We start from the raw sequence: 21,908 nt of genomic DNA on the forward strand, positions 1-21,908 counted from the left end.
CGGACTCACCTAAGCCATTGAATAATAAAGCCTGAAAAAGTTGGCACGGAGATCGCTAACACTTAGACAAGGACGACTGTCCCGGCCATGGAATCAGGCCGGACCATCAGATCATTGTTGTTGGCATTGGTGCCGGACCATCTGTTCTCTTCGGAGAGCATGATGCTCCGGCTTTTTTCGTTGCTGGAGGCACTCAGTTCCATGGAACACACACAGGATAACCCACTGGTGATCTGCGGCCATGGCATGGTCGCGCAACGGCTGCTGGAGCAACTGGTAGCCCAGGGGCATCCGTTCAGCCGCATTGTGGTGTTTAACGGTGAGCCCTTCGCTGCCTACAACCGGATCCAGTTGTCGTCATTGCTGGCCGATCAGATTCAGGAAACCGATCTGGAACTGAAACCCTGGCAGTGGTTCCACAAGCACCGAATAGAGGTGCACCAGCATGAGCCTGTCACCCATATCAGTCCGGGCCAGCGCCAGGTAACAACCGCCTGTGGTCGCACCCAGTCCTATCACACGCTGGTGCTGGCCACCGGAGCACAGCCCTCCCGCCTTGGCCTCCCCGGTGAAGACCTTGACGGCGTGATGAACTTCCGGGACCTGGCCGACACCCGCACGCTGATCCGGCAGGCAAAGTCACACCGTCGGGCCGTGGTCATCGGCGGAGGCTTTCTCGGCCTGGAGGCGGCCGAAGGGCTCAGGACCCGGGGCATGGACGTTACGGTGCTGCACCGCAGCGGTCATCTGCTCAACCGACAGCTGAACCCGATCGCTGGCGATATTCTGAAGCAGAAGTTACAGCAGCGGGGACTGAGTATCCGAACCGGCACCTCGCCGGTCTCCCTGCTCGGTCGGAATCAGGTCCGCGCCGTGGAACTGAGTGACGGCACGGTACTGGCCACGGACTTGGTGGTTATTGCTACCGGTATTGAACCCAACAAGGGATTGGCAGCTGACGCCGGCCTCAACTGTGACCGGGGTATTCGAGTCACTCCGAACCTGATGACGTCCAACCCGCATATCTACGCACTGGGTGAGTGCTGTCAGTTTCAGGAACACACCTTTGGCCTGGTCGAACCCGGTTACGAGCAGGCCCGGATCCTGGCACAGCTTCTTTGCCAGGTGCCGGGAGCCAGAGTATTTGAGCCCGGAGAAGTCGCCACCCGACTGAAAATCAGCGATCTGCCCATTTTTTCCTGTGGCCGGATAGTCCCCGGCGAGCATACCGAAATTGTTGAATGGCAGGACCGAACCCACGCGGTCTACGGCCAACTGCTGCTGGATGGCAACCGGCTGGCCGGCGCCATCCTGCTGGGCGATACCGCCAACGGCCCCTGGTACAGCGAACTGATTCGCTCCGGCGCCGATGTCTCCCGCTACAGGGACACCATCGCTTTCGGCAAAACCTATTGCGACGCAGCAGCCTGATAGGTTGCCAAGAGAGAGGACAGCAAGATGAGTAAACAGACCCTGATCGTGATCGGCAACGGTATGGTTGGCCATCACTTCCTGGAACAGTTCAGCCAGTCCCCGGCGGCCGAGACCTACCGGGTGATCGTGTTCGGTGAAGAGAAGCAGCTGGCCTACGACCGGGTGCATCTGTCGGAGTACTTCACCGGTTCCACTCACGCGGACCTCGCCATGGGTACAGCAGACTGGTACGCGGACCAGGGCATTGATCTTCGCCTGAATGAGCCGGTCACCGCCATCGACCGGAACAGCCGCGTGCTGACGACACCAAAAGGGGAGTACACCTACGATCAACTGGTGCTGGCCACCGGCTCCTACCCGTTCGTACCGCCCATTAAGGGCAACGATCAGGATGGCTGCTTTGTGTACCGAACCCTGGACGATCTGGATGCCATTCAGGCCAGTGCCCAGTCAGCGAAAACCGGTGTCGTGGTGGGCGGCGGTCTGCTGGGGCTGGAAGCGGCAAACGCCCTGAAAAGCCTGGGCCTGCAGGCCCATGTGGTGGAATTTGCCCCGCGCCTGATGCCTGTGCAACTGGACGAGCAGGGTGGCGCCCTTTTGCGCCAGAAGATCGAGGATCTGGGCGTTCAGGTGCACACCGAGAAGGCCACCATGGCCATTGTTCCGGGCAGCGACGCGCGGCTGAGGATGAACTTCGCCGACGACAGCCATCTGGAAACCGATCTGATTGTGTTTTCCGCTGGCATCCGTCCCCAGGATACCCTGGCCCGGGCCTGCGGCCTGGAGGTGGGCGAACGCGGCGGGATTGTGGTCAACAATCAATGCACCACCTCAGACCCGAACATTCACGCTATCGGTGAATGCGCACTCTGGAACAATCGCATCTTCGGACTGGTGGCTCCGGGTTACACCATGGCGCGCACCCTGTCGGCCGCTTTGAACAAAGACACCGGTGCGGCCTTTACCGGTGCCGATATGAGCACCAAGCTCAAGCTGCTGGGGGTGGATGTGGGCTCCATCGGCGATGCCCACGGCCAGACCCCGGGTGCACGCAATATCCGTTTTCACGATGAGCAGGCCGGCCACTACCGGCGCATGGTGGTGAGCCAGGACGGTAAGACTCTGCTGGGCGCCATTCTGGTAGGCGACAACGGCCCTTACGATACCCTGCTGCAGTACGCCCTCAATGGCATTGAGCTGCCAGCCAACCCGGAGGCGCTGATTCTGCCGGAAAGCGAAGGTGGCGCGCCTGCCCTGGGGGCCGACGCCCTGCCGGACACAGCCTCCATCTGTTCCTGCCACAACGTCACCAAGGGCGATATCTGCGGTGCCATTGACGCCGGTTGCTCCGACCTGGGCGGCGTCAAGACTGAAACAAGGGCCAGTACCGGCTGCGGTGGCTGTGCGGCTTTACTGAAGAAGGTGGTGGACAGCGAGCTGGAAAAGCGCGGCGTGGAGGTGTGTACCGACCTTTGTGAACATTTCCCCTACACCCGACAGGAACTGTTTCATCTGGTGAAGGTGAACGGTATCCGCACCTTCCGGGGCCTGCTCAAACAATACGGCAAGGGCCAGGGCTGTGACATCTGCAAACCAACGGTGGGCTCCATTCTGGCCACTTGCTGGAACGAGCACATTCTGGCCACCGACCACGTACCCCTGCAGGACACCAACGACACCTTCATGGCCAACATGCAAAAGAACGGCACTTACTCGATTGTGCCGCGCATTCCCGGCGGTGAAATTACTCCGGACAAGCTGATTGTGCTGGGCGAGGTGGCCAGGGAGTACAACCTGTACACCAAGATCACCGGCGGCCAGCGTGTGGATCTGTTCGGCGCCACCCTGAGCGAGCTGCCGGAGATCTGGGAGAAGCTGATCGCCGCCGGTTTTGAGACCGGCCACGCCTACGGCAAGTCCCTGCGCACGGTGAAGTCCTGCGTGGGCAGCACCTGGTGCCGCTACGGCGTGCAGGACAGCGTGGGCATGGCGATCACGCTGGAGAATCGCTACAAGGGCCTGCGTGCGCCCCACAAGGTGAAGATGGCGGTCTCTGGCTGCACCCGGGAATGCGCGGAGGCCCAGAGCAAGGACTTCGGGGTTATTGCCACGGAGAAGGGCTGGAACCTGTATGTGTGTGGCAACGGCGGGATGCGGCCGCGGCATGCGGATCTGTTTGCCACCGATCTGTCGGATGAGGAGCTGATCCGGACCATTGATCGGGTGGTGATGTTCTATGTGCGCACGGCGGACCGGCTGCAGCGGACGTCGGTCTGGATGGAGAATCTGGAAGGTGGGCTGGAGTATCTGAAGCAGGTGGTGCTGGAGGACAGCCTCGGTATCGGCGAGGAGCTGGAGCAGCATATGGCGGATCTGGTGGATACCTATCAGTGCGAGTGGAGGACCGCCGTGGAGGATCCGGAGAAGCGTAAGCGGTTCCGGGAGTTTGTGAATGCGCCGGAACAGAAGGATCCGGTGCAACAGTGGACTTCAGAGCGGGGGCAGCGTCGGCCTGTTTTGGAGGTGGCTTCTTCGTAGCCTTCTGGTTTGGGGGCGGAGCGCGGGAGCCGGATTCATTTTCTTCTGGAAAAAATAACTCGCTTTGCTCAGACATCTTTTTTCCTGCCAGAAAATGAATCCGGCTCCCACGCTCACAAACATCTGTGGGATAGGAAACTTAACGACCTTGGAATTTGGAGACTTTGCTATGAAAGCTCGGACTTGTTGGGAAGCAGTGTGCACCGTGGACGATCTGGTGGCTGACTCCGGCATTGCGGTTTGGACCGAGGACGGGCCGGTGGCGGTGTTTTATCTGCCGCACCGCCTGCCGGCGTTGTTTGCCATCAGCCATACCGATCCGTTCAGTGGCTCGAACGTGCTGGCCCGAGGCATTACCGGGGATATCAACGGTGAGCCGGTGGTGGCGTCACCGTTGTACAAGCAGCATTTCAATCTGCGCAGCGGGCAATGTCTGGAAGACGAGAGCGTGCAGGTGAAGGTCTATCCGGTGTTGCTGGACGGCAACCGGATCCGGCTGGAAGTGCCGGTGGCTCAGGCGGCATCGGTGGCCGCCTGAGGTTCGCCTGTCAGCTGATAAACTCGACGTTCTCCGACAGCGGTGCCCTTGGGCTGGTGAGCTGGTTCACCGGGCTGTCGGGGTTGGCGTAGCCGATGGCCATGCCGGCGAAGACTTTTCGGTGTTCGGGCAAGCCCAGGAATTCGCTGATGGTTTTCGGGTACACCGACCAGGATTCCTGGGCGCAGCTGTCCAGGCCTTCGGCGCGCAGCAACAGCATGATGGTTTGCAGGATCATGCCCAGATCGGACCACTGGGGCGGGCCCATGTTGTCGTCGACGGTGCAGAACAGGCCGACCGGAGCGCCGAAGAATTCGAAGTTGCGTTTGAACCATTCGAAGCGGGCGGCTTTGTCTTCCCTGGGGATGTCGAGCCGGCGGTACATGAGTTCGCCGATTTCGAAGCGGCGGTCGCGGTAGGGCGATTGCAGTTTCGGTGGGTAGATTTCGTATTCCGGGACTTCGTTGAAACCTTTGCTGACCTTCTCCTGCATCAAGGCTTTGAGTCGGGCCAGAGCATCGCCGGTGACAACGTGCAGGTGCCAGGGTTGCAGGTTGCCGCCGGATGGCGACCGGGTCGCCGTTTCGATTACCGTTCGAAGCGTGGCTTCAGGCACCGGGGTATCCAGAAAGTCCCGCACCGAGCGGCGCGACACAACAGCCTGCTGAACATCCATAGGCAAGACTCCACATCATCCAGAACATTGGGTTGGGAACACAATCCGACATCCAGTATGCGCACAACAGCCGCGCTTGACCACCTCCCGGGCGCCGTATAGTCTGCGGCGAACCCCATAGGGAGAGCCTCAGGTTATGGAAGATCACAGTCAGTTTCGCCTGCTGTCCGAGCGACGGTTCCTGCCATTCTTTGTCACCCAGTTTGCCGGTGCCTTCAACGACAACCTGTTCAAAAACGCCTTGTTGCTGCTGGTGACCTATAGCGCCGGGGGCCTGTTTGGCCTGTCGTCGGATGTGGTGGTCAATCTGGCCGCGATGCTGTTTATCCTGCCGTTTTTCCTGTTCTCCGCCATCGCCGGCCAGGTGGCGGACCGGTACGAGAAATCCACGGTTATCCGCTGGATCAAATTCGCCGAGGTGGTGATCATGGGCATTGCCGCGGTCGGTCTCTGGTTTGGCTGGTACGAGGTGTTGTTCCTTCTGCTGTTTCTCACCGGCGTACAATCCGCGTTTTTCGGGCCGGTGAAGTACGCGATCCTGCCCCAGGCCCTGAAAGAATCCGAGCTGGTGGGTGGTAACGCGCTGGTAGAGATGGGCACGTTTGTGGCCATCCTGGTGGGTACCCTGATGGCCGGCGTGATGATGAAAGCTGCGGCTCCCGGCCCCGTGATTGCCATCGCCGTTGCGGTGCTGGCGGTGATTGGACTGGTGGCCGCCTGGCGGATTCCCAGGGCCGAGGCGGCAGCGCCGGATCTGCGTATTCGTTTCCGGCCGCTGCAGGAAACCTGGAAACTGATGGCCATTGCCCGGGACAATCACAATGTATTCCTGAGCATCATGGCGATATCCTGGTTCTGGTTTCTGGGTGCCGCCTATCTGACCCAGTTTCCGAACTTCGCCAAGACTCACCTGATGGGTGACGAAACGGTCGTCACCTTACTGCTGGCGATTTTCACCATCGGCATCGCCGCCGGCTCCATTGCCTGCGAGCGGCTGTCCGGCCACAAGATTGAACTGGGGATCGTACCCATCGGCTCCATTGGCCTGAGTTTCTTCGGCATCGATCTGTTCTTCAATATGCCGGAGCAGCCAATTCCCTCAGACTGGTGGCTGATCATAACCGATCCCCATTATCGCCAGGTCGCCATTGACCTGTTGGCCATTGGTATCTTTGGCGGCCTGTTTATCGTGCCGCTGTATGCTTATGTCCAGCAGGAAACACCACCGGCCACCCGGGCCCGCGTGATCGCCGCCCTGAATATTTTCAACGCCCTGTTTATGGTGGTCAGCGCGCTGCTGGGCATGCTCATGCTCGGCCTGTTCGGACTCACCATTCCCGAGTTCTTCCTGGTGCTGTCGATCATGAACCTGATGGTGGCGGCCTACGTGTACCAGCAGGTACCGGACTTTGCCCTGCGCTTTGTCATCTGGGTCCTGTCCCACACGATTTATCGGGTCACGCACCACAACCTGGACCGTATACCCGAGCAGGGCCCCGTGCTGCTGGTGTGCAACCACGTCTCCTACATGGATGCCCTGGTGATCGCCGGCGCGGTGCGGCGACCCGTCCGATTCGTGATGGATCACAACATTTTCGCGACACCGGTCATGGGCGGTTTCTTCCGCCTGGCCAAGGCTATCCCCATTGGTCCGAAATCGAAGGTGCCGGAGATTTACGAAGCCGCTTTCGACCGCATTGATGAAGAACTCGCAGCCGGCCATGTGGTGTGTATTTTCCCGGAAGGCAAACTCACCAAAGACGGCGAAGTCGATACCTTCAAGCCCGGTGTCGACATGATTCTGGCCCGGCGACCGGTACCGGTGGTGCCAATGGCACTGCGCGGCCTCTGGGGCAGCTTTTTCAGCCATTGTGGCGGGCCGCCCTTCAGCCATTGGCCAAGGCGGTTCTGGTCCCGGATTCACCTGCTGGCTGGTCTCCCGGTCTCGCCCCACGAGGCCAGTGCCGAGCGTCTGGAACAAAAGGTCAAAGCGCTGCGTGGAGACGCGCAATAGCCTTTTCGCCGGGCTTTTTGGTGGTGCTGTTACCAAAGCCAATTTTTACCCGCTCGGAGTGGGGTAGTATCGGGGCATAAACCAAGAACAAGGATTGCCCCGTGACGCCCCTGAATCCCACTGACCAGCTCTTTCTCTGGCTGGAAAAACGCCAGCAGCCCATGCATGTGGGCGGCCTCCAGCTGTTTTCCTTCCCCGAAGGCGCGCCGGACGACTATGTCGCGCAGCTGGCAGACCAGCTTCGGCAGAAGACGGAGGTGACCGCCCCCTTTAACCAGCGCCTGAGCTATCGCCTGGGCCAGCCGGTATGGGTGGAGGATGAGCACCTGGACCTTGAGCATCATTTCCGCTTCGAGGCGCTGCCCACACCCGGGCGTATTCGGGAGCTGCTGTCGTTCGTATCGGCGGAGCATTCGCACCTGATGGACCGGGAGCGCCCCATGTGGGAGGTGCACCTGATCGAGGGCCTGAAAGACCGGCAGTTTGCGCTCTACACCAAGGTTCACCATTCCCTGGTGGACGGTGTCTCGGCCATGCGCATGGCCACCCGGATGCTGAGTGAAAACCCGGACGAACACGGCATGCCGCCAATCTGGGATCTGCCTTGCCTGTCACGGGATAGGGGTGAGTCGGACGGACACTCCCTCTGGCGCAGTGTCACCCATTTGCTGGGGCTTTCGGGCCGCCAGCTCGGCACCATTCCCACTGTGGCAAAGGAGCTACTGAAAACCATCAATCAGGCCCGGAAGGATCCGGCCTACGACTCCATTTTCCATGCCCCGCGCTGCATGCTGAACCAGAAAATCACCGGTTCCCGTCGTTTCGCCGCCCAGTCCTGGTGCCTGAAACGGATTCGCGCCGTGTGCGAGGCCTATGGCACCACGGTCAACGATGTCGTAACTGCCATGTGCGCAGCGGCTCTGCGTACCTATCTGATGAATCAGGATGCCTTGCCGGAGAAACCACTGGTGGCCTTTGTGCCGGTGTCACTACGCCGGGACGACAGCTCCGGGGGCAACCAGGTAGGCGTCATCCTGGCGAGCCTTCACACCGATGTGCAGGAGGCCGGCGAACGACTGTTAAAAATCCACCATGGCATGGAAGAGGCCAAGCAGCGCTACCGGCATATGAGCCCGGAGGAAATCGTCAACTACACGGCCCTGACCCTGGCGCCGGCCGCCTTCCACCTGCTGACCGGGCTGGCGCCCAAGTGGCAGACGTTCAATGTGGTGATTTCCAATGTCCCCGGGCCATCCAGGCCCCTGTACTGGAACGGGGCGAAACTGGAAGGCATGTATCCGGTGTCTATCGATATGGACAGACTGGCCCTGAACATGACACTGACCAGCTATAACGACCAGGTGGAGTTCGGCCTGATTGGCTGTCGCCGGACCCTGCCCAGCCTGCAACGGATGCTGGACTACCTGGAACAGGGTCTGGCAGAGCTGGAGCTCAACGCCGGTCTGTAATCAGGCCAGCTGATCGGCTCGGTTACGCTCGGAAATCTGGCTGTTCAGGGTCCAGAAATCGTACAGCACACCGATGAAAAACAGGCCGCCGGTGAGCAGGTACAGGATGCCGGTGAGCCATTTGCCCATATACATCCGGTGCACCCCGAAGACCCCCAGGAAGGTCAGCAGTATCCAGCTGATGTTGTAGCTGATCTGGCCATCCTGGAACCGGTAATCAGCTTCCTTGTCCATGGCCGGAATCAGGAACAGGTCAATAATCCAGCCTATGAATAGCAGCCCCAGAGTAAAGAACCAGATGGTGCCGGTCACCGGCTTGCCATAATAGAAACGGTGCGAACCCAGGAATCCGAAAATCCAGAGCAGGTAGCCGATCAGCTTGCTGTGGGTGTCGGGTCTTTCGATCATTGCGGCGTTCTTCCTGTTCACAGTTGGATTTGGTGTGTCACAACAGACGCACAACGAGCGCCTGACCAGTACAATATGGGGGCGAACGCTGGAATCACAAACGACTCTCAGGGGCCCAGATCCGGTGCCGGGTCCGGCCCGTCCTCGCGAAACTCACTGGCGGATTTACCCGTCCACTTGCGGAAAGCACGGCTGAAATTGGACAGATCGGCATAGCCCAGTTCATAGGCAATCTCACTGACTGACTGATTGGTGTAGCGCAGCAACTGGATGGCCCGATCTTTCAGCACGGCCTCGACAATCTCCCGATAACTGGTGTCCCGGTCCGCCAACCGCCGCTTCAGGGTGCGGGAAGACACGCAGAAGCGCTCGGCCATGGCCTCCAGGGAGGGCAAGGGGCCTGGGGTCATCCGCAGCATATTGCGAATCGCCAGCACGATGTCGCCCTGCTCCTTGAGCGCCTTCTGCAACTCGAATTCACACTGGTCCCGGGCCATCCGGGAGGCTTCAGCATCCGCCAGACGCATGCGCACGTCCAGCAGCTTGCGGGGGAAAATCAGCATTTCCTCGGGCTGGCCAAACTCGAAACGGACCGGTAACTGGGCGGCAAACCGCCGGTAATAGGCTGGCTCAGGGCCCCGCAGGTGTACCGACACGCCCGGTAATTTACCCTCTTCCAGGGCAAAACCCCGGGCCTCGGCATCGCTCCGGTCGAGTAGTTGTTCAGTGAGCAGAATCAACGTGGCGCTGACCGTCTCGGCCAGAAACTCGGAGATAGGCGGCAACGCAAACTCCGCGCACAGCTGAACCAGCACCTTGTCACCGGCTATGGACTGTTTCATGCTCAGAAAGGGCGCCCGCAGCTGAAGATAACGACGGACAGAGTCCAACGCACCCTCAAAGGTCGGGCTGGTGAGCGCGGCGAAGCCCAGGGTGCCATGGATGGTCAGCCGCAACTCTCTCGCCAGTATAAAACTCAGGCCATCTTTGCCCGCCACCTCGAGCGCGCGCTGCGCCATCAGAGTGGCGTCAGTGACGAAAACCCGACTGTCGTTGGCTTTCAGGTCCTCATGTGTGAAATCCAGGCCCTGATAAAGCTGGCGGTCGTTGTAACCCAGTTGACGAACGGTTTCAGCCAGTACCCGCAGGTACACCCCGGGCACCAGGAACAACCCCAACATTTGCCGCTCGTTGTCTGCACCGGTACCTGCCATAGTGTGTCCCTGATTGATATTTATCGTGTTTCTGACTCTATCAGAACCGGATTGCCGCCACAGTGGGGCCCGCTGCCCCGACTCCGCTGTCGCCCGGGCCAATCCCCTGTCCCATTGTGGACGATGCCCGTCCCCTTCGCGCATTCAGTATCCGGATTGGCTCCGCCACACTGGCTTCATGACATCAGCCAAAGCGTTCCGTCGCAAAGGAGTAGAACCATGCTGACCACCACACAAACGAACAAACCGGGCAAGGCCTCCCATACCCCGGACAATGTCTCCATCAAACCCCAGCGCATGGGTTTCGAGTTTGGCGAACAGGTCCCCAGATACTGGGTGGATAACAACTATCTGATCAGTCATACCATGAACGCCCTGTCTGTATTGTTTCCCGAGGGTGAGCAGTTTTTTGTGGACTCGGTCCGGGCGTTTCGAGACCAGATCCAGGACAAGAAGCTGAAAGAGGACGTGCGCGGTTTCATCGGCCAGGAAGCCATGCACTCGCTCGAGCACATCGCCATGAACCAGCATGTCCGCGACCAGGGCATGCCGGTAGAAGAGATGGAGCGGGATCTGAAAGTGATTCTGGACGTGGCACGGAAGCTGCCCAAACGCCACCAGCTGGCCATTACCTGCGCCCTGGAGCACATCACCGCCATGATGGCCGACATGCTGCTGGAGCGTGACGATATCCGAGAAGACATGCACGAATCCATGCGCCCGCTGTGGGTGTGGCACGCCATTGAGGAAACCGAGCACAAGGCCGTTGCTTATGACGTTTTCCTCCAGGCTGGCGGTACCTACACCGAGCGGGCATTTTACCAGGTCTTCAGTACCGTAGCCCTGGGTATTGTCGGCACCTGGTATACCGGCCGCATGGCCCTGAAGGACCGCAGCCATTTCTCCGTTAAGGACGCCGCCAAAGGTATGTGGCGCATGTGGGGCAAAAACGGCGCCTTCTCCAGTCTGATCCCGACCTGGCTGGAGTACTTCAAGCCCGGCTTCCACCCCTGGGACAAGGACAACAGTGAGCTGATCGGTCGTTTCAAGGAACAGATCCAGGACTACATCGCGCCCCAGTACAAGAACGGCAATCGGCGCACGCTGCAGTAATCGTGCACCCGCTCTATGACATCAGGCCGAGTTCCCGGGCGCGAGCAACCGCTTGCATCCGGTTCTCGGCCTGAAGCTTGCCGTAGATATTGCTCAAATGGGACTTTACCGTCGCCACTGAGATCCCCAGCTGTTTGCTGATGGCCTTGTTACTGAGTCCCTCTGCCAGCAGATCCAACACCCCCTGTTCCCGATCACTTAACGGTTCATCAGGACCAGCGACTTCCGGGGTGCGGGCACAGGTTTCGGCGTCCGGCTCCATCCGGGCCTGCCGGAGAGCCAGTATCCGGCTGGCTTCCACCTCCGACCACCCACGGGTAATACAGGCGTCTAGCAGACTATCCAGCCGGGGATCCGCATCCACAAAGGGGCGCACCAGACCACGGGGCACCCAGAGCGCCAACAGTGCATCAAGCTTTTTCACCGCTCCCTCAGGATCCTGATCTCCGAAGGCCTGAACCATCAGACTGACCAGATCAAGACGACACACCAGCTGAAGCAAACCCGCCTCTTCCGCCTCTGTTCGCAGGGCTGCCAGTTCCCGGGCCACCGGCGACGCCGCCAGCAACTGACCGATCAGTTTCAACAAGGTTTCGTTCAGGGTACAAAAGCGGTTACCTACAACCGGTTCCGGATCGCTCTGGGCCCATAGAATCAAAGGGAAGCCGTTACCCTCCGTCCATCGCGCCAACGCCTCCAGTACCTCCGGGCGTGGAATGTTATGGTGCCAGCGCAACTGGCCCATAACCTGGTGCAACTGCTCAATCCGGGTGAGTTCCTGCTGCCAGAGTTCGGAGTCTCGCAAAACCATGCCCAGGCGAAACCGCTCAAACGCCAGGTAAAGCTGATCCAGCGGCGTCAGATGCTGGTCGGCAATCAGACCGGCCTCGCCTAGCCGTTTTGTCGCGTATTCAAGATCGTGATGCTCCAGCGCCAACAAGCCCTCCAGGTAGGCCAGCAGGCAAACCTGTTCCTTACTCCGGGGACCGTGGGCAAGCTTCAGCCGAGTCTGTTCATAGCAGCGGCGGGCATCGCCAATGCGACCGCCCTGCACCAGAACCGGAACCAGCATGACCAGACAGCGCAGGGCACAGGGGTTATCGCCACTATCCAGGGCCCCTGCCAGCGCATCGGTCAACAAGGTGCGCGCCGGCCCCAATCGTGCCTCCATAAAGGCTTCAGTACCCAGGGTATACAGCCCCCAGTGTTGCAGGCCGGCTGGAGCGCTGGCCAACCGGGCCTGTATCTGAGTCAGGGACTGCTCGGCCTCTGCACGGTGGCCGGCAAACCGTGCCGAGGGCCAGCCCAACAACATGGAGACAAACTGCAGAGCCTCGGTGTCCGGTGACGGGTCTGTCGACTGCAGAAGCCGGTCGGCCGCGGCCAGATGCTCAAGCACTGCTCCGTACTGACCATCCATGAAGGCAAACAGCGCCTGCAGCAGAAGCAGCGCGGGAGAACACATCCGAACACTGTCCGGGAAGCGCGAAGGCAGTGACCGGTAGCCGCTCAGGTCCTCCGCCTGCAACAGCAACGGTACCAGGGCTTCCGCCTGGTCATAGCAGCCTTCGGCCAGAAAAAGCTCAAGGGCCTCCACAATCAGGCCCCGCTGGCGGAATGCCTCGGCCGCCCTGATTCGTATGGAGCTTTCCCGTTCAGGCTCCCGATCCTGCGCCTGAAGCCAGTCGATCAGCAGATCATGCAGGCGATACCAGTAGTGACCCTCTCCGTAACTCTGGAACAGCAGATTACGTTCGCGCATGGCTGCGATCCAGTCCGCTGCATCGCTACCATTCCGGGCTTCATCAGCAACCTCATGTGAGAAAAGAGGGAGCAGGCTCATATCCTGGAGAAATCCCTGTAGACCGGGCTCCAGGCCAGCGAACACTTCCTCCAGCAGATAGTCACTCAGGGCTCTCTGACCAGGCCCGGGTACATGGCTTAACGGATTTTCCGACAATGCCGAGAGCTGCAACGCTGCTGGCCATCCGCCGGTGCGCTGATGCAACTGCAACATCTGTTCTTCGGAGAGATCAGCTCGGCGGGCCTGGACGAATTTTCGCGTCAACGCCAGATCAAAACGGAGCACCTCCGGCCCCAGCCGAACCATCTGTTGCCGGGCCAGCAACTGCGCGGTGCGAATGGGTGGGTCCAGCCTCGAGATACAGACAATGCGCAAAAAACCCGGAGCAAAGTCGATAAAGCGCCGTACCTGCTCCAGAAGTGCTGGCTGGTCCAGCAGGTGAAAATCATCCAGCACCAGAATCAGGCGGCTGGGCGCCTGCCAGGTTCGGGAGTAGTCTGCCAGGCGGTTGACGAGCATCGTGATGGGGTCAACAGCGGCGCCCGGCTCCAGCGCGGACAGCAGCGTGCTTTCACGAATGGCAAAACGCGGGTTTACCCGCGCCAGGGCGCTGGCCACGGCATTCCAGAACAGGGCCGGCGCGTTATCCCTATGGTCCAGCGTCAACCAGGCATGCACCGGTTTTTCCTGTTCCAGCCACTGACTGACCAATGTGGTTTTGCCGAAACCGGCCGGTGCCGACACCAGTACAAACGGCACCTGTTCAATACAATCAAGGGCCTGCAACCGTGAGGGCTCAAGCAACAAGCCGGAAGGCAGCCCGGGACGGGTTAATTTGGTTTCGGCAACCATGGAGCTCACTACCGTTGGCAAATGAGCTTCAGCATAGTCAGTGCCGGTGATATCAACCAGCCCCGGCACTCCAAACTGGGAGGCCTGTTCAGAAATCCGTGTCATGGCAGTGCGAGCAGACCCGTGCCCTTCATCAGCGTGGCAACCAGTCGGGTACTGCCCAGTTCCCGGGCACAGACAAACCAGGGAGTTTCCCGGCCACGGTAGCGTGATTTGTGGTACGCCAGAGGTTGGAAGGCGTAAAGGCGATTCCCATAGCGATACAGGATATTCTGAAGGCGGCGCAGGCCCGGCCGGTCACCCGGGCAGTGGCGGACGCCGTGCAGGGGCGCAATGCCCAGCGACAGCTCAGGCACGCCTTCCTCACGAAACTGACTGGCCGCCTGCAGAATAATGTGGTCGAGTACGCCGAGCCGGTTCATTTCCGGCGACGCCCGCAGAATATTGGCGCAATAGCCCGCCAGTTCATGGTGACGGTACCAAGGATCAAAGAACACGTATCCGGCCAGCTCGCCCTCCACATAGGCGTAGAACTTGCGCACTCCCCATTCATCTGCAAACACCGGTGGCCGCGTGAGCAAACCCAATTCCCGTTCCTTGACCGCCTTGCCCAGGCGCCAGCGCTCCGAGATACCCGCCACCTTGTGCCAGTTCACCTCATCTCCACATTGCTCCCGCACCTCGATTCGGCACCGCCTGTCCAGATTGCGGGCATGGCGCAGCTGCTTCATCGCCTTGCCACGAAGCGAGAACCTGGTCAGATCAACCGAGAACTCCGTACCCATCACCGTGGCATCGTAACCAAGCTCGCCCAACGGCCCCAGCAGCGACTGATCGACGCCCACATACAGTGAGGGGCCGGGCACACTCTGCTCGAACGCCTGCAGCAGCCGGCCCATACTCTGTGCACCCGCCAGGGGCCTTGTGGGCACCACGTTTACCCGCTGCCCCAACACCTTTACCGGAACATACGGTACCAACCCGAGACCGGGGCTGAGAAAGTGCCGGCAATCCGGCTGCAAGGCAAAATAGCTGCTGGACTGGCTCCCGTGCAGACGGATCAGGTGCTCGGCGGTGCGCTCATGGCAACGCCCGGAGTCCGGCACACTCGAGTTGATATTCCGGTCATCGGCAGCGGGGGCTACCGCCGCAGACAGATGAGAGGCAGGCATGGGTCATTCCCTTTGTTGTTCTGATACCGCTTTCCTGTGTTCAGAACAAAATGCTAAAGGCCGTGCCTCGGCCGGCCATCGGTCAAAGGGTTGAGTGCCTGGCGCCCCACCGGAACTGGGTCACAATTCCGAGCCCTGCATCACCACAACGCCCCGTCGCCACAAACGCCATTCACCCGGCTTGTAAATATCCCAGGTTTCGTCGCTGGTGAGGGGTTCGGTCACGATGACGCTGACAATGTCGTTGGGTGTGGTTTCCGATTCAAAATCCACGGTAACGTCGGCATCCTTGAGGCGGGCGGGGCCGAACGGCGCCCGCCGGGTAATACTGGCCATCTTGGTGGTGCAAAATGTAAACAGCCAGTCGCCGTTGCTTAGCAGCAGGTTGAATACCCCCTGGCGGGCGTAATTCCGGGACAGCTGAACCAGCCGTTCCACCACCTGCTCGGTGGCAGTGTCTCGATCGCAATGACTGCGCAGGTGGTTCAGGATATCGCAGAACAGGGCTTCGCTGTCGGTGCTGCCAACGGCCTCGTAGAAGCCGGGCGCCGCGGAAAACTCCGAAAGCTGACCATTATGGGCGAAGACCCAGTAGCGGCCCCAGAGCTCGCGGATAAACGGGTGGGTGTTGGCCAGGCAGATATCACCCACATTGGCCTGACGAATGTGGCAGATGGCCACTTCACTCTTGATGGGGTGGGTTTGCACCACTTCGGCAATGCGCGAGGAGGCACTGGCGTCGGCATCGTGAAAACAGCGTACCCCTTTACCTTCGTAGAAAGCGACGCCCCAGCCATCCTTGTGTGGGCCAGTGTCACCGCCACGACGGGTCAGACCGGTAAAGCTGAAACAGAGATCGGTCGGGGTGTTGGCGCTCATGGCCAGCAGTTCACACATGGTTGGCGGTATCCTCGGCCTTGCTTCCGGGTGTATTCGCTAGGATACCCGAATCAACCGAGACCTCCAGCCATCGAACCGACGGATTTCGGAGGCTGTCCGGCACCGGCGGGCGCCACACGGTTCCGGCCTGCCCGCTTGCCGCTGTAGAGACAGCGATCTGCCACACAGAACAGGGTTTCCGCCTCCCGGCCGTGGTCCGGCCACTGGGCAATACCAAAGGAGGCGGTCACGCGGATACCCGCTTCGCCGTATTTCAGCTCCCGCCGGGCAATGCGTTCCCGCAATTCGTCCATCAGCTCAAAGGCATCGCCGGGCTTCACATCCCGCAGAATCAGGCCAAATTCCTCGCCGCCCAGCCGGCCGACAAAATCGGTCGTGCGCAGGCGCTCGGTCAGGCTCTGGCCGATATGCCTCAACACGTAGTCACCCGCATCGTGGCCGAGGGTGTCGTTAACCAGTTTGAAGTGGTCGATGTCCATAATCACCAGAGCAAAACCGGTTCCGCTGCGCTCACACTCGGCAATGGTGCGGGCCAGTGTTGACTGGAAATTGGAGCGATTGGCCAGGCCGGTCAGGGCATCGGTCTGGGCCATATCGACCAGCCGTTGCTCAGCCTCTTCCCGACGCACCTCGTACATGTGCATGAACACCTGCATCAGGGCACCACACAGAAACATGTTGAGCAGATCGATCATCCGGTGGGCAGAGCCCACCTCACCAAGAAAGAAGTAGTAAACCACCCCGCCCACCAGCATAAAGGGCACACTCAAAATCATGCCCTCGTGCTTGCCGAGCAGAAGGTAGGCCAGAACCGGCATCATCAGCACCCAGACAAAAGCCGCAATGGAGGCCTCTGGCAACAGCATGATGACGATGAAGAACGAAAACAGGGACACCAGATAGGCGTAGATCCACTGTTGTAGGTGAGCCGTGGTTTTCAGGCAAAACACACCGTAGAACAGCAGCCCACTGGCAAAGAGCTCGACCAGCGCCACCCATGGGTAACCGTTGAACAATTGCAGACAGGAGAAAACCACCAGCGCAGAGCCGGTCACCAGGAACAACAGCCTGGTAAGCGAGCGGCGGTGGTTATCCCGGAGTCCTGAGCGGCTTTGTTCCAATGCCGTACCCAGATCCGGATGTTTTGACGTATTCATGCTGACTCTTCCCTGGATCAACCAGAGAGTATAGTCGGTCTCCGCTGGCTGTAAAACAACCAGCCAACGGAGTTCCGGTTCCCGCGAGCCCTCAGATATACAGATTCTTGCGGGAAAACCGTTCCACCAACGGTTGATAGGCCGAGCCCAGCAACCGATTGATGGCGTCAATGCCCCAGGCATCCGGCCCCACCAGAATACGGGATTCGTTTTTGAGGATGCCTTTGACAATAATTTCAGCCGCCTTGTCCGGAGTGGTCATGGCCAGCTTGTCGAAGCCCTTGCGCTGGGCCTCGGCGTTTTCGGATTTGCCCATGCGCGCGGCATTGGCAATGTTGGTGCGGATGCCACCAGGGTGCACACAGCTGACCTGAACCGGCTGATTCTCCAGTTTCATTTCCTGGCGCAGGGACTCGGTAAACCCACGCACCGCAAACTTGGCAGCATTGTAGGCGCTTTGCTTGGGCACTCCGATCAGGCCAAACACACTGGAGATGTTCACCACATGACCATCGCCGGATTCAATCAGGTACGGCAGAAACGCCCGGGTACCATGGGCAACGCCCCAGAAATCAATGTCCATCACCCACTTGAAATCGGCGTCGGTCATTTCCCGCACCGTGGCAGAGAGGGCCACACCGGCGTTGTTGATAATCAGGTTAACCTGACCAAATTCCTTGCGGACCTGCGCGGCGTGGGCGTAGATGGCGTCCCGGTCGGAGACATCCAGGCGGTAGGTTTTCACCTCGGCACCGTCCAGTCCGGCTGCGGTTTCCGCCAGCCCCGCTTCGTTAACATCGGAAAGAGCCAGCCGACAGCCCCGGGTCGCAAGGGATTTGGCCAGGGATCGGCCGATACCAGAGCCAGCACCAGTGACGACAGCCACCTTGTTGTTCAGATCTTTCATGGCGGGAACCTCTTGTTGTGGTCTTTCAGTAAAGCAGCGCTTTGGTTATTCGCCACTTTAGTGAGCCATCAGAGGCAAACCTATGGCACTGGACTCCAGACGAGCCCGGCACCAGAGCCAGTCCACAGATCAACCCAGCAGGTTGTCCAGAGGCTGGTCATACCCGGGTGCAAACACCTCCAGAAAGTACTGCACTTCCGGCAGGCCGTCCGCTTCCAGGCGCGCCCGGATCTGCTGCTCCGCGGGGCCGAACTCCGGGTTGCCGGCGCGCAGTTCAGCGCGGCATTTCAGCCAGGCCGAGAGCCGGTCCGCCGCCTTGATCAGTTCCTTTTCTTCCGGCCCCAGGCGGGATTCCCGCACATAGGGCGAAAAATCCTCCCGGAGGTCTTCCGGCAACAGCGCCAGCAATTCAGCTTCGGCCTTGTGCTCGATGTCGCCGAACGCTTCCCGCATCACCCGGGAATGGTATTTCACCGGGGTGGGCATATCCCCGGTAATCACTTCGGTGGCATCGTGGTAGAGGGCCGCCGCGGCAACACGGTCTGCATTGACTGTTCCGGCAAAATGCCGGTTGCGAATCAGGGCCAGGGCATGGGCGACCGTTGCCACCTCCCAGGAATGGGTGGCCACGTTTTCATCAATGGCGTTGCGCATCAAGCCCCAGCGCTTGATCCAGCGCAGGCGCGACACATAGGCAAAAAAATGGCTGGCCTTTCGGCCCGGGCTGTCGGTCATGGGTGCAGAACTCCGCGCATTCGGATTCAACGAACGTCCAGGGTAAACCTGACCATCACATTGCCCTGTTCATCTACCGGTGCATCGCGAGCAGGATCCAGCAGGAACAACTGGCTATCCGACACCTCGTGCGTCGCTGTCAGCACCTGACGAACCGTTACTCCTCGCTCCGAGGCCAGGCGCCCAAGCGCTTCCGGCGGCAGGCTTCGCTCGCCATCACGCCAGGCCTGCTGCGCCTGCTCCCAGGCTTCACCGGTAACGGTCTCGCCACGGGCCTGCATCTGCGCTTTCAGCAACGCCAGGGCATCGGCCTCAGGGGCGACGGCACCACGGATGTTGAGCAGCAGCTCCGGCCGCTCTCTCAAGGCCTTGGCCAGCGCGGACAATTTCTCGGCCTCGTTATCCGCCAGTTGCACACTACCGGGTACGAAGCTGACCTGGCCCAGCTCTTCGCTGCTGAAGCCTGCCATTTCCGCCAGCGAGCCCAGCATACTGAACGGTGAGGCGGCCGCTTTCACCAACAGGTTCACGAACGCCCGCATGACAATCTGGCCAACGCTGAATTCGGGGTCTGACATGTCGCCCTGAATGGGCAAATTCACCTCGATAACACCGTCACGATCTGTGAGCAGAGCCAGACCCAGCTTGACCGGGGCGTTAATGGCCTGTTCGCTGGCCACCGCAGAGCCCAGTTGCATCCGGTCCAGGATCACTTCGTTCGAAGCCTCAAGCCGGGTGCCGATTATCTGGTAATCCAGCGCCAGTTCCAGTTTGCCGCTGTCCACCGAATACCCCAGATAGCGACCGAAATAAGGTGACAGTACCGGCAACGCCATGTCTTTCATGGTGAGTTTCAGGTTGCTGGGCTCTTCGGTGCCCAAAGCGCCCAGGGTTCCGTCAAAACGAACCGGTGCCACCCCGGCCAGCTGGCCGCTGATCGCCACCCGACCCTGTTGCGGAGGGACATTGCTGATGCCGGTCACCGATCCCGTGAGTTCCTGGAACGCGGTACTGAAGGGCGGCTCCAGCGTGCGGTCGGTGTAGGCCATGGAACCTTGCTCCACGACCAGTTCGCCAATGCGGAAAATAAAGCCTGGCTCCGAGACTTCCGACGGCGCCGTTGGGCTGGTTTCTGCCTCGGAGGCCCCGCCATCCTGAATAATCTGCTGCAGATTGTGCAGTCCGTCGGCGGCCCGGATGACGTTAACCGCCGGGCTGTTCAGGGTCACGGTGCCGATTTCCAGCCGGGCGGGATTAAGGTTGAACTCCACCGGGGCCAGGCGCAGCAACTCCCAGGACACCAGCTCCCCGCCATTGCCCGGTAGCCGCGTGGCCAACCCGGCAATTTCAGCCGTGCCACTGAAGGTGCCGGTCAGGGGTTCATCCTGGCCATCCAGGTCCAGATTGCCATCGAAACCCAGGCGCCCATCCACCAGCTCCAGGTTTGCGGCATCAGCAACATAGGGCTGGATAACGGGCAACAGGATGTCGCTGCCGGACAAGGCGCCCTCAAAGGTAAACGGCGCTGGAGTCAGCTGGCCCATGGCGGTCACCCGGCCACCGGAGCCGAGTTCTGCGGAAATATCGTAGGAAACCGGTTCATCCAGGCGGTGGGAGAGACCACCCATGGTCATGGCCAGATTATTGACGGCAATCTCGGCGTCTGTTTCCGGCACCTGATCCCGCCAGCGAACCTGACCGCCGGACAACTCGACACCCTGGACCGACCAGCGGAATGGCTCGCCCGAATCAGACGCCGGCTCCGAGGTTTCGGATTGATCGGTTCCGGCCGTTGCCAGAGACGACTGCCAATCCACCTCCCCCTTGGCATTGCGGGTGGCGGCCAGCGACGGTTGCTGGATCGACACCATGCCAACGGTTGCCTCCCGGGCCGTCAGGTCGAAGCCAATGCCCTGAATGGCAACGGCTTCCGTAGCCAGGGCTGGCTGCTCATCGGAGGGCGAAAGCGCCAGTGCCAGTTGCTTGATAGTGAGGTTGCCACCGGAGGTGATCAGTTCAAAGTGATCGCCACCGGCCAGTTCATAACGGGATTCCAGGGTCACGGTACCATCGCGCAGCTGCCACGGCAGATAGGGCGCCAGGAAGTGGGCGAGGGTATCGTGACGAAGCCCTGAAAGCCGGAGCCGGCCTGCGGAGTACAGCGGGGTAACGCTCAGATCCCCCTCCCATTCAATCACCTGCTCACCCAGAGCAGCCATCACGGAATACTGACTGTCGCTGCCATCCCGGGGCCAGGTGGCCAGATCGTTCAGGGTAAGATCCAGCGGCGCAACCCGAAACTCGGCAGGGTCGCCACCCTGGGAGAAGTCACGGAACAGCAGCTCACCACCATCGATGGTCACCTGCTGGAAATACAACCTGGGCGGATTACTCGACTCAGCGGTTTCAGGCCGGGTCGTGTCCTCTTTCTCGGGATTGGCACTGCGCCAGTCCCGGGCAAAATTGATGTCATGGTCCTGCAGCAAATCCAGGCGAACGTCCGGCTCCACCAGACGGATTTCCTCAAACCCGATGATACCGCGGAGCAAACTGAGGAAACTGAGATTCACCCGCAGGTGATCAAACGACGTCACCGGCTCCCCAGTCGTATCCTTTGCAGAAAAGGCGTCTGCTTCCAGGCTGAAGGCAAACGGATTGAACCGCACGTTCTCCACCTCAGCCTGCCAGCCCATGCGCTGGTCCATCTGTTCCGGCAACGACCGCTCCAGCCACCAGGGCAGAACCAGGAAGCCGGCCAGGGCATACAGCCCCAACAACACGCCCAATGGGATCAGCAGGTTCCTGACCAGATGGCTCTTCCGGCGACTCACTACCCGCTGGCTTGCTACCTGGCTGTTCTCTGCCTCTTTCTCTGCCACAAGACTCTCCCTTTATCTACCCACGGCGCCGCGGCCGGCCATGGTGCAAGCATAGCGCCCGTGTGCGGTGTTTGTCAGCGAATTCACCCGACCAGACA

The 21,908-nt window shown here is 60.2% G+C and carries 16 protein-coding genes; 6 read left to right on the forward strand and 10 right to left on the reverse strand.

Annotated features, from left to right (window positions below):
* Window positions 1–201: 201 nt before the first annotated feature.
* The 3 genes from Q674_RS22750 (at window position 202) to nirD (ending at window position 4,510) form a co-directional block, all read left to right on the forward strand.
* Window positions 202–1,431 (forward strand): NAD(P)/FAD-dependent oxidoreductase, encoded by a 1,230-nt coding sequence (locus Q674_RS22750; RefSeq protein ID WP_023007828.1) that lies wholly within the window; start codon window positions 202–204, stop codon window positions 1,429–1,431.
* Window positions 1,432–1,458: 27 nt separating this feature from the next.
* The gene (nirB, locus tag Q674_RS22755) at window positions 1,459–3,972 is read left to right on the forward strand and encodes a nitrite reductase large subunit NirB (protein ID WP_023007829.1); all 2,514 of its coding nucleotides are present in this window, start codon (window positions 1,459–1,461) and stop codon (window positions 3,970–3,972) included.
* 169 nt (window positions 3,973–4,141) lie between these two features.
* A complete protein-coding gene (gene nirD / locus Q674_RS22760) occupies window positions 4,142–4,510 on the forward strand; it encodes a nitrite reductase small subunit NirD (RefSeq protein ID WP_023007830.1) in 369 nt (122 codons plus the stop codon).
* A 10-nt stretch (window positions 4,511–4,520) separates the two neighbouring features.
* Here the strand turns inward: nirD and Q674_RS22765 are convergent, their stop codons facing one another.
* The gene (locus Q674_RS22765) at window positions 4,521–5,186 is read right to left on the reverse strand and encodes a nitroreductase (RefSeq protein ID WP_023007831.1); all 666 of its coding nucleotides are present in this window, start codon (window positions 5,184–5,186) and stop codon (window positions 4,521–4,523) included.
* Window positions 5,187–5,322: 136 nt separating this feature from the next.
* On the opposite strand from Q674_RS22765, the gene Q674_RS22770 reads away from it, so the two are divergent.
* Both Q674_RS22770 and Q674_RS22775 read left to right on the forward strand, forming a co-directional pair.
* On the forward strand, window positions 5,323–7,200 hold the full coding sequence (locus Q674_RS22770) for an MFS transporter (protein WP_023007832.1): 1,878 nt from the start codon (window positions 5,323–5,325) through the stop codon (window positions 7,198–7,200).
* 101 nt (window positions 7,201–7,301) lie between these two features.
* Window positions 7,302–8,669: a WS/DGAT/MGAT family O-acyltransferase gene (locus tag Q674_RS22775; protein ID WP_011783747.1), complete on the forward strand. Its 1,368-nt coding sequence runs from the start codon at window positions 7,302–7,304 to the stop codon at window positions 8,667–8,669.
* Here Q674_RS22775 and Q674_RS22780 read toward each other — a convergent pair whose 3' ends face one another.
* Window positions 8,670–9,077: an NINE protein gene (locus tag Q674_RS22780; protein WP_011783746.1), complete on the reverse strand. Its 408-nt coding sequence runs from the start codon at window positions 9,075–9,077 to the stop codon at window positions 8,670–8,672. It abuts the gene before it with no gap.
* 107 nt (window positions 9,078–9,184) lie between these two features.
* On the reverse strand, window positions 9,185–10,291 hold the full coding sequence (locus Q674_RS22785) for a helix-turn-helix transcriptional regulator (RefSeq protein WP_011783745.1): 1,107 nt from the start codon (window positions 10,289–10,291) through the stop codon (window positions 9,185–9,187).
* Window positions 10,292–10,510: 219 nt separating this feature from the next.
* Here Q674_RS22785 and Q674_RS22790 point away from each other — a divergent pair, with 219 nt between their 5' ends.
* On the forward strand, window positions 10,511–11,404 hold the full coding sequence (locus tag Q674_RS22790; RefSeq protein ID WP_011783744.1) for a metal-dependent hydrolase: 894 nt from the start codon (window positions 10,511–10,513) through the stop codon (window positions 11,402–11,404).
* Window positions 11,405–11,417: 13 nt separating this feature from the next.
* On the opposite strand, the gene Q674_RS22795 is transcribed toward Q674_RS22790, so the two are convergent.
* From Q674_RS22795 to Q674_RS22825, 7 genes are all read right to left on the reverse strand, one after another.
* Window positions 11,418–14,165, reverse strand: a complete 2,748-nt coding sequence (locus tag Q674_RS22795; RefSeq protein WP_023007833.1) for a LuxR C-terminal-related transcriptional regulator — start codon at window positions 14,163–14,165, stop codon at window positions 11,418–11,420.
* The gene (locus Q674_RS22800) at window positions 14,162–15,232 is read right to left on the reverse strand and encodes a DUF2156 domain-containing protein (protein WP_011783741.1); all 1,071 of its coding nucleotides are present in this window, start codon (window positions 15,230–15,232) and stop codon (window positions 14,162–14,164) included. The genes Q674_RS22795 and Q674_RS22800 overlap by 4 nt, the downstream gene beginning before the upstream one ends.
* Window positions 15,233–15,352: 120 nt before the next feature.
* Complete coding sequence (locus Q674_RS22805; protein WP_011783740.1) at window positions 15,353–16,129, reverse strand: class II glutamine amidotransferase; 777 nt, start codon at window positions 16,127–16,129, stop codon at window positions 15,353–15,355.
* Between the two features lie 53 nt (window positions 16,130–16,182).
* Window positions 16,183–17,289, reverse strand: coding sequence for a GGDEF domain-containing protein (locus tag Q674_RS22810; protein WP_011783739.1), 1,107 nt, complete (start codon window positions 17,287–17,289; stop codon window positions 16,183–16,185).
* 91 nt (window positions 17,290–17,380) lie between these two features.
* Window positions 17,381–18,196, reverse strand: coding sequence for an SDR family NAD(P)-dependent oxidoreductase (locus Q674_RS22815; RefSeq protein ID WP_011783738.1), 816 nt, complete (start codon window positions 18,194–18,196; stop codon window positions 17,381–17,383).
* A 129-nt stretch (window positions 18,197–18,325) separates the two neighbouring features.
* Window positions 18,326–18,931 carry a 5'-deoxynucleotidase gene (gene yfbR, locus Q674_RS22820; RefSeq protein WP_011783737.1) on the reverse strand — a complete coding sequence of 202 codons (606 nt, stop codon included), beginning with the start codon at window positions 18,929–18,931 and terminating at the stop codon, window positions 18,326–18,328.
* Window positions 18,932–18,957: 26 nt separating this feature from the next.
* Window positions 18,958–21,810, reverse strand: coding sequence for a DUF748 domain-containing protein (locus Q674_RS22825; RefSeq protein ID WP_023007834.1), 2,853 nt, complete (start codon window positions 21,808–21,810; stop codon window positions 18,958–18,960).
* Between the last annotated feature and the right edge of the window lie 98 nt (window positions 21,811–21,908).

This window comes from Marinobacter sp. EVN1 (genome assembly GCF_000475375.1).
Classification (GTDB): Bacteria; Pseudomonadota; Gammaproteobacteria; order Pseudomonadales; family Oleiphilaceae; genus Marinobacter; species Marinobacter nauticus.

Coding starts and splice junctions, on each gene's coding strand:
- Q674_RS22750 (WP_023007828.1), top strand. CDS start 202: ATGGAACACACACAGGATAACCCACTGGTGATCTGCGGCCATGGCATG.
- nirB (WP_023007829.1), top strand. CDS start 1,459: ATGAGTAAACAGACCCTGATCGTGATCGGCAACGGTATGGTTGGCCAT.
- nirD (WP_023007830.1), top strand. CDS start 4,142: ATGAAAGCTCGGACTTGTTGGGAAGCAGTGTGCACCGTGGACGATCTG.
- Q674_RS22765 (WP_023007831.1), bottom strand. CDS start 5,186: ATGGATGTTCAGCAGGCTGTTGTGTCGCGCCGCTCGGTGCGGGACTTT.
- Q674_RS22770 (WP_023007832.1), top strand. CDS start 5,323: ATGGAAGATCACAGTCAGTTTCGCCTGCTGTCCGAGCGACGGTTCCTG.
- Q674_RS22780 (WP_011783746.1), bottom strand. CDS start 9,077: ATGATCGAAAGACCCGACACCCACAGCAAGCTGATCGGCTACCTGCTC.
- Q674_RS22785 (WP_011783745.1), bottom strand. CDS start 10,291: ATGGCAGGTACCGGTGCAGACAACGAGCGGCAAATGTTGGGGTTGTTC.
- Q674_RS22790 (WP_011783744.1), top strand. CDS start 10,511: ATGCTGACCACCACACAAACGAACAAACCGGGCAAGGCCTCCCATACC.
- Q674_RS22795 (WP_023007833.1), bottom strand. CDS start 14,165: ATGACACGGATTTCTGAACAGGCCTCCCAGTTTGGAGTGCCGGGGCTG.
- Q674_RS22800 (WP_011783741.1), bottom strand. CDS start 15,232: ATGCCTGCCTCTCATCTGTCTGCGGCGGTAGCCCCCGCTGCCGATGAC.
- Q674_RS22805 (WP_011783740.1), bottom strand. CDS start 16,129: ATGTGTGAACTGCTGGCCATGAGCGCCAACACCCCGACCGATCTCTGT.
- Q674_RS22810 (WP_011783739.1), bottom strand. CDS start 17,289: ATGAATACGTCAAAACATCCGGATCTGGGTACGGCATTGGAACAAAGC.
- Q674_RS22815 (WP_011783738.1), bottom strand. CDS start 18,196: ATGAAAGATCTGAACAACAAGGTGGCTGTCGTCACTGGTGCTGGCTCT.
- yfbR (WP_011783737.1), bottom strand. CDS start 18,931: ATGACCGACAGCCCGGGCCGAAAGGCCAGCCATTTTTTTGCCTATGTG.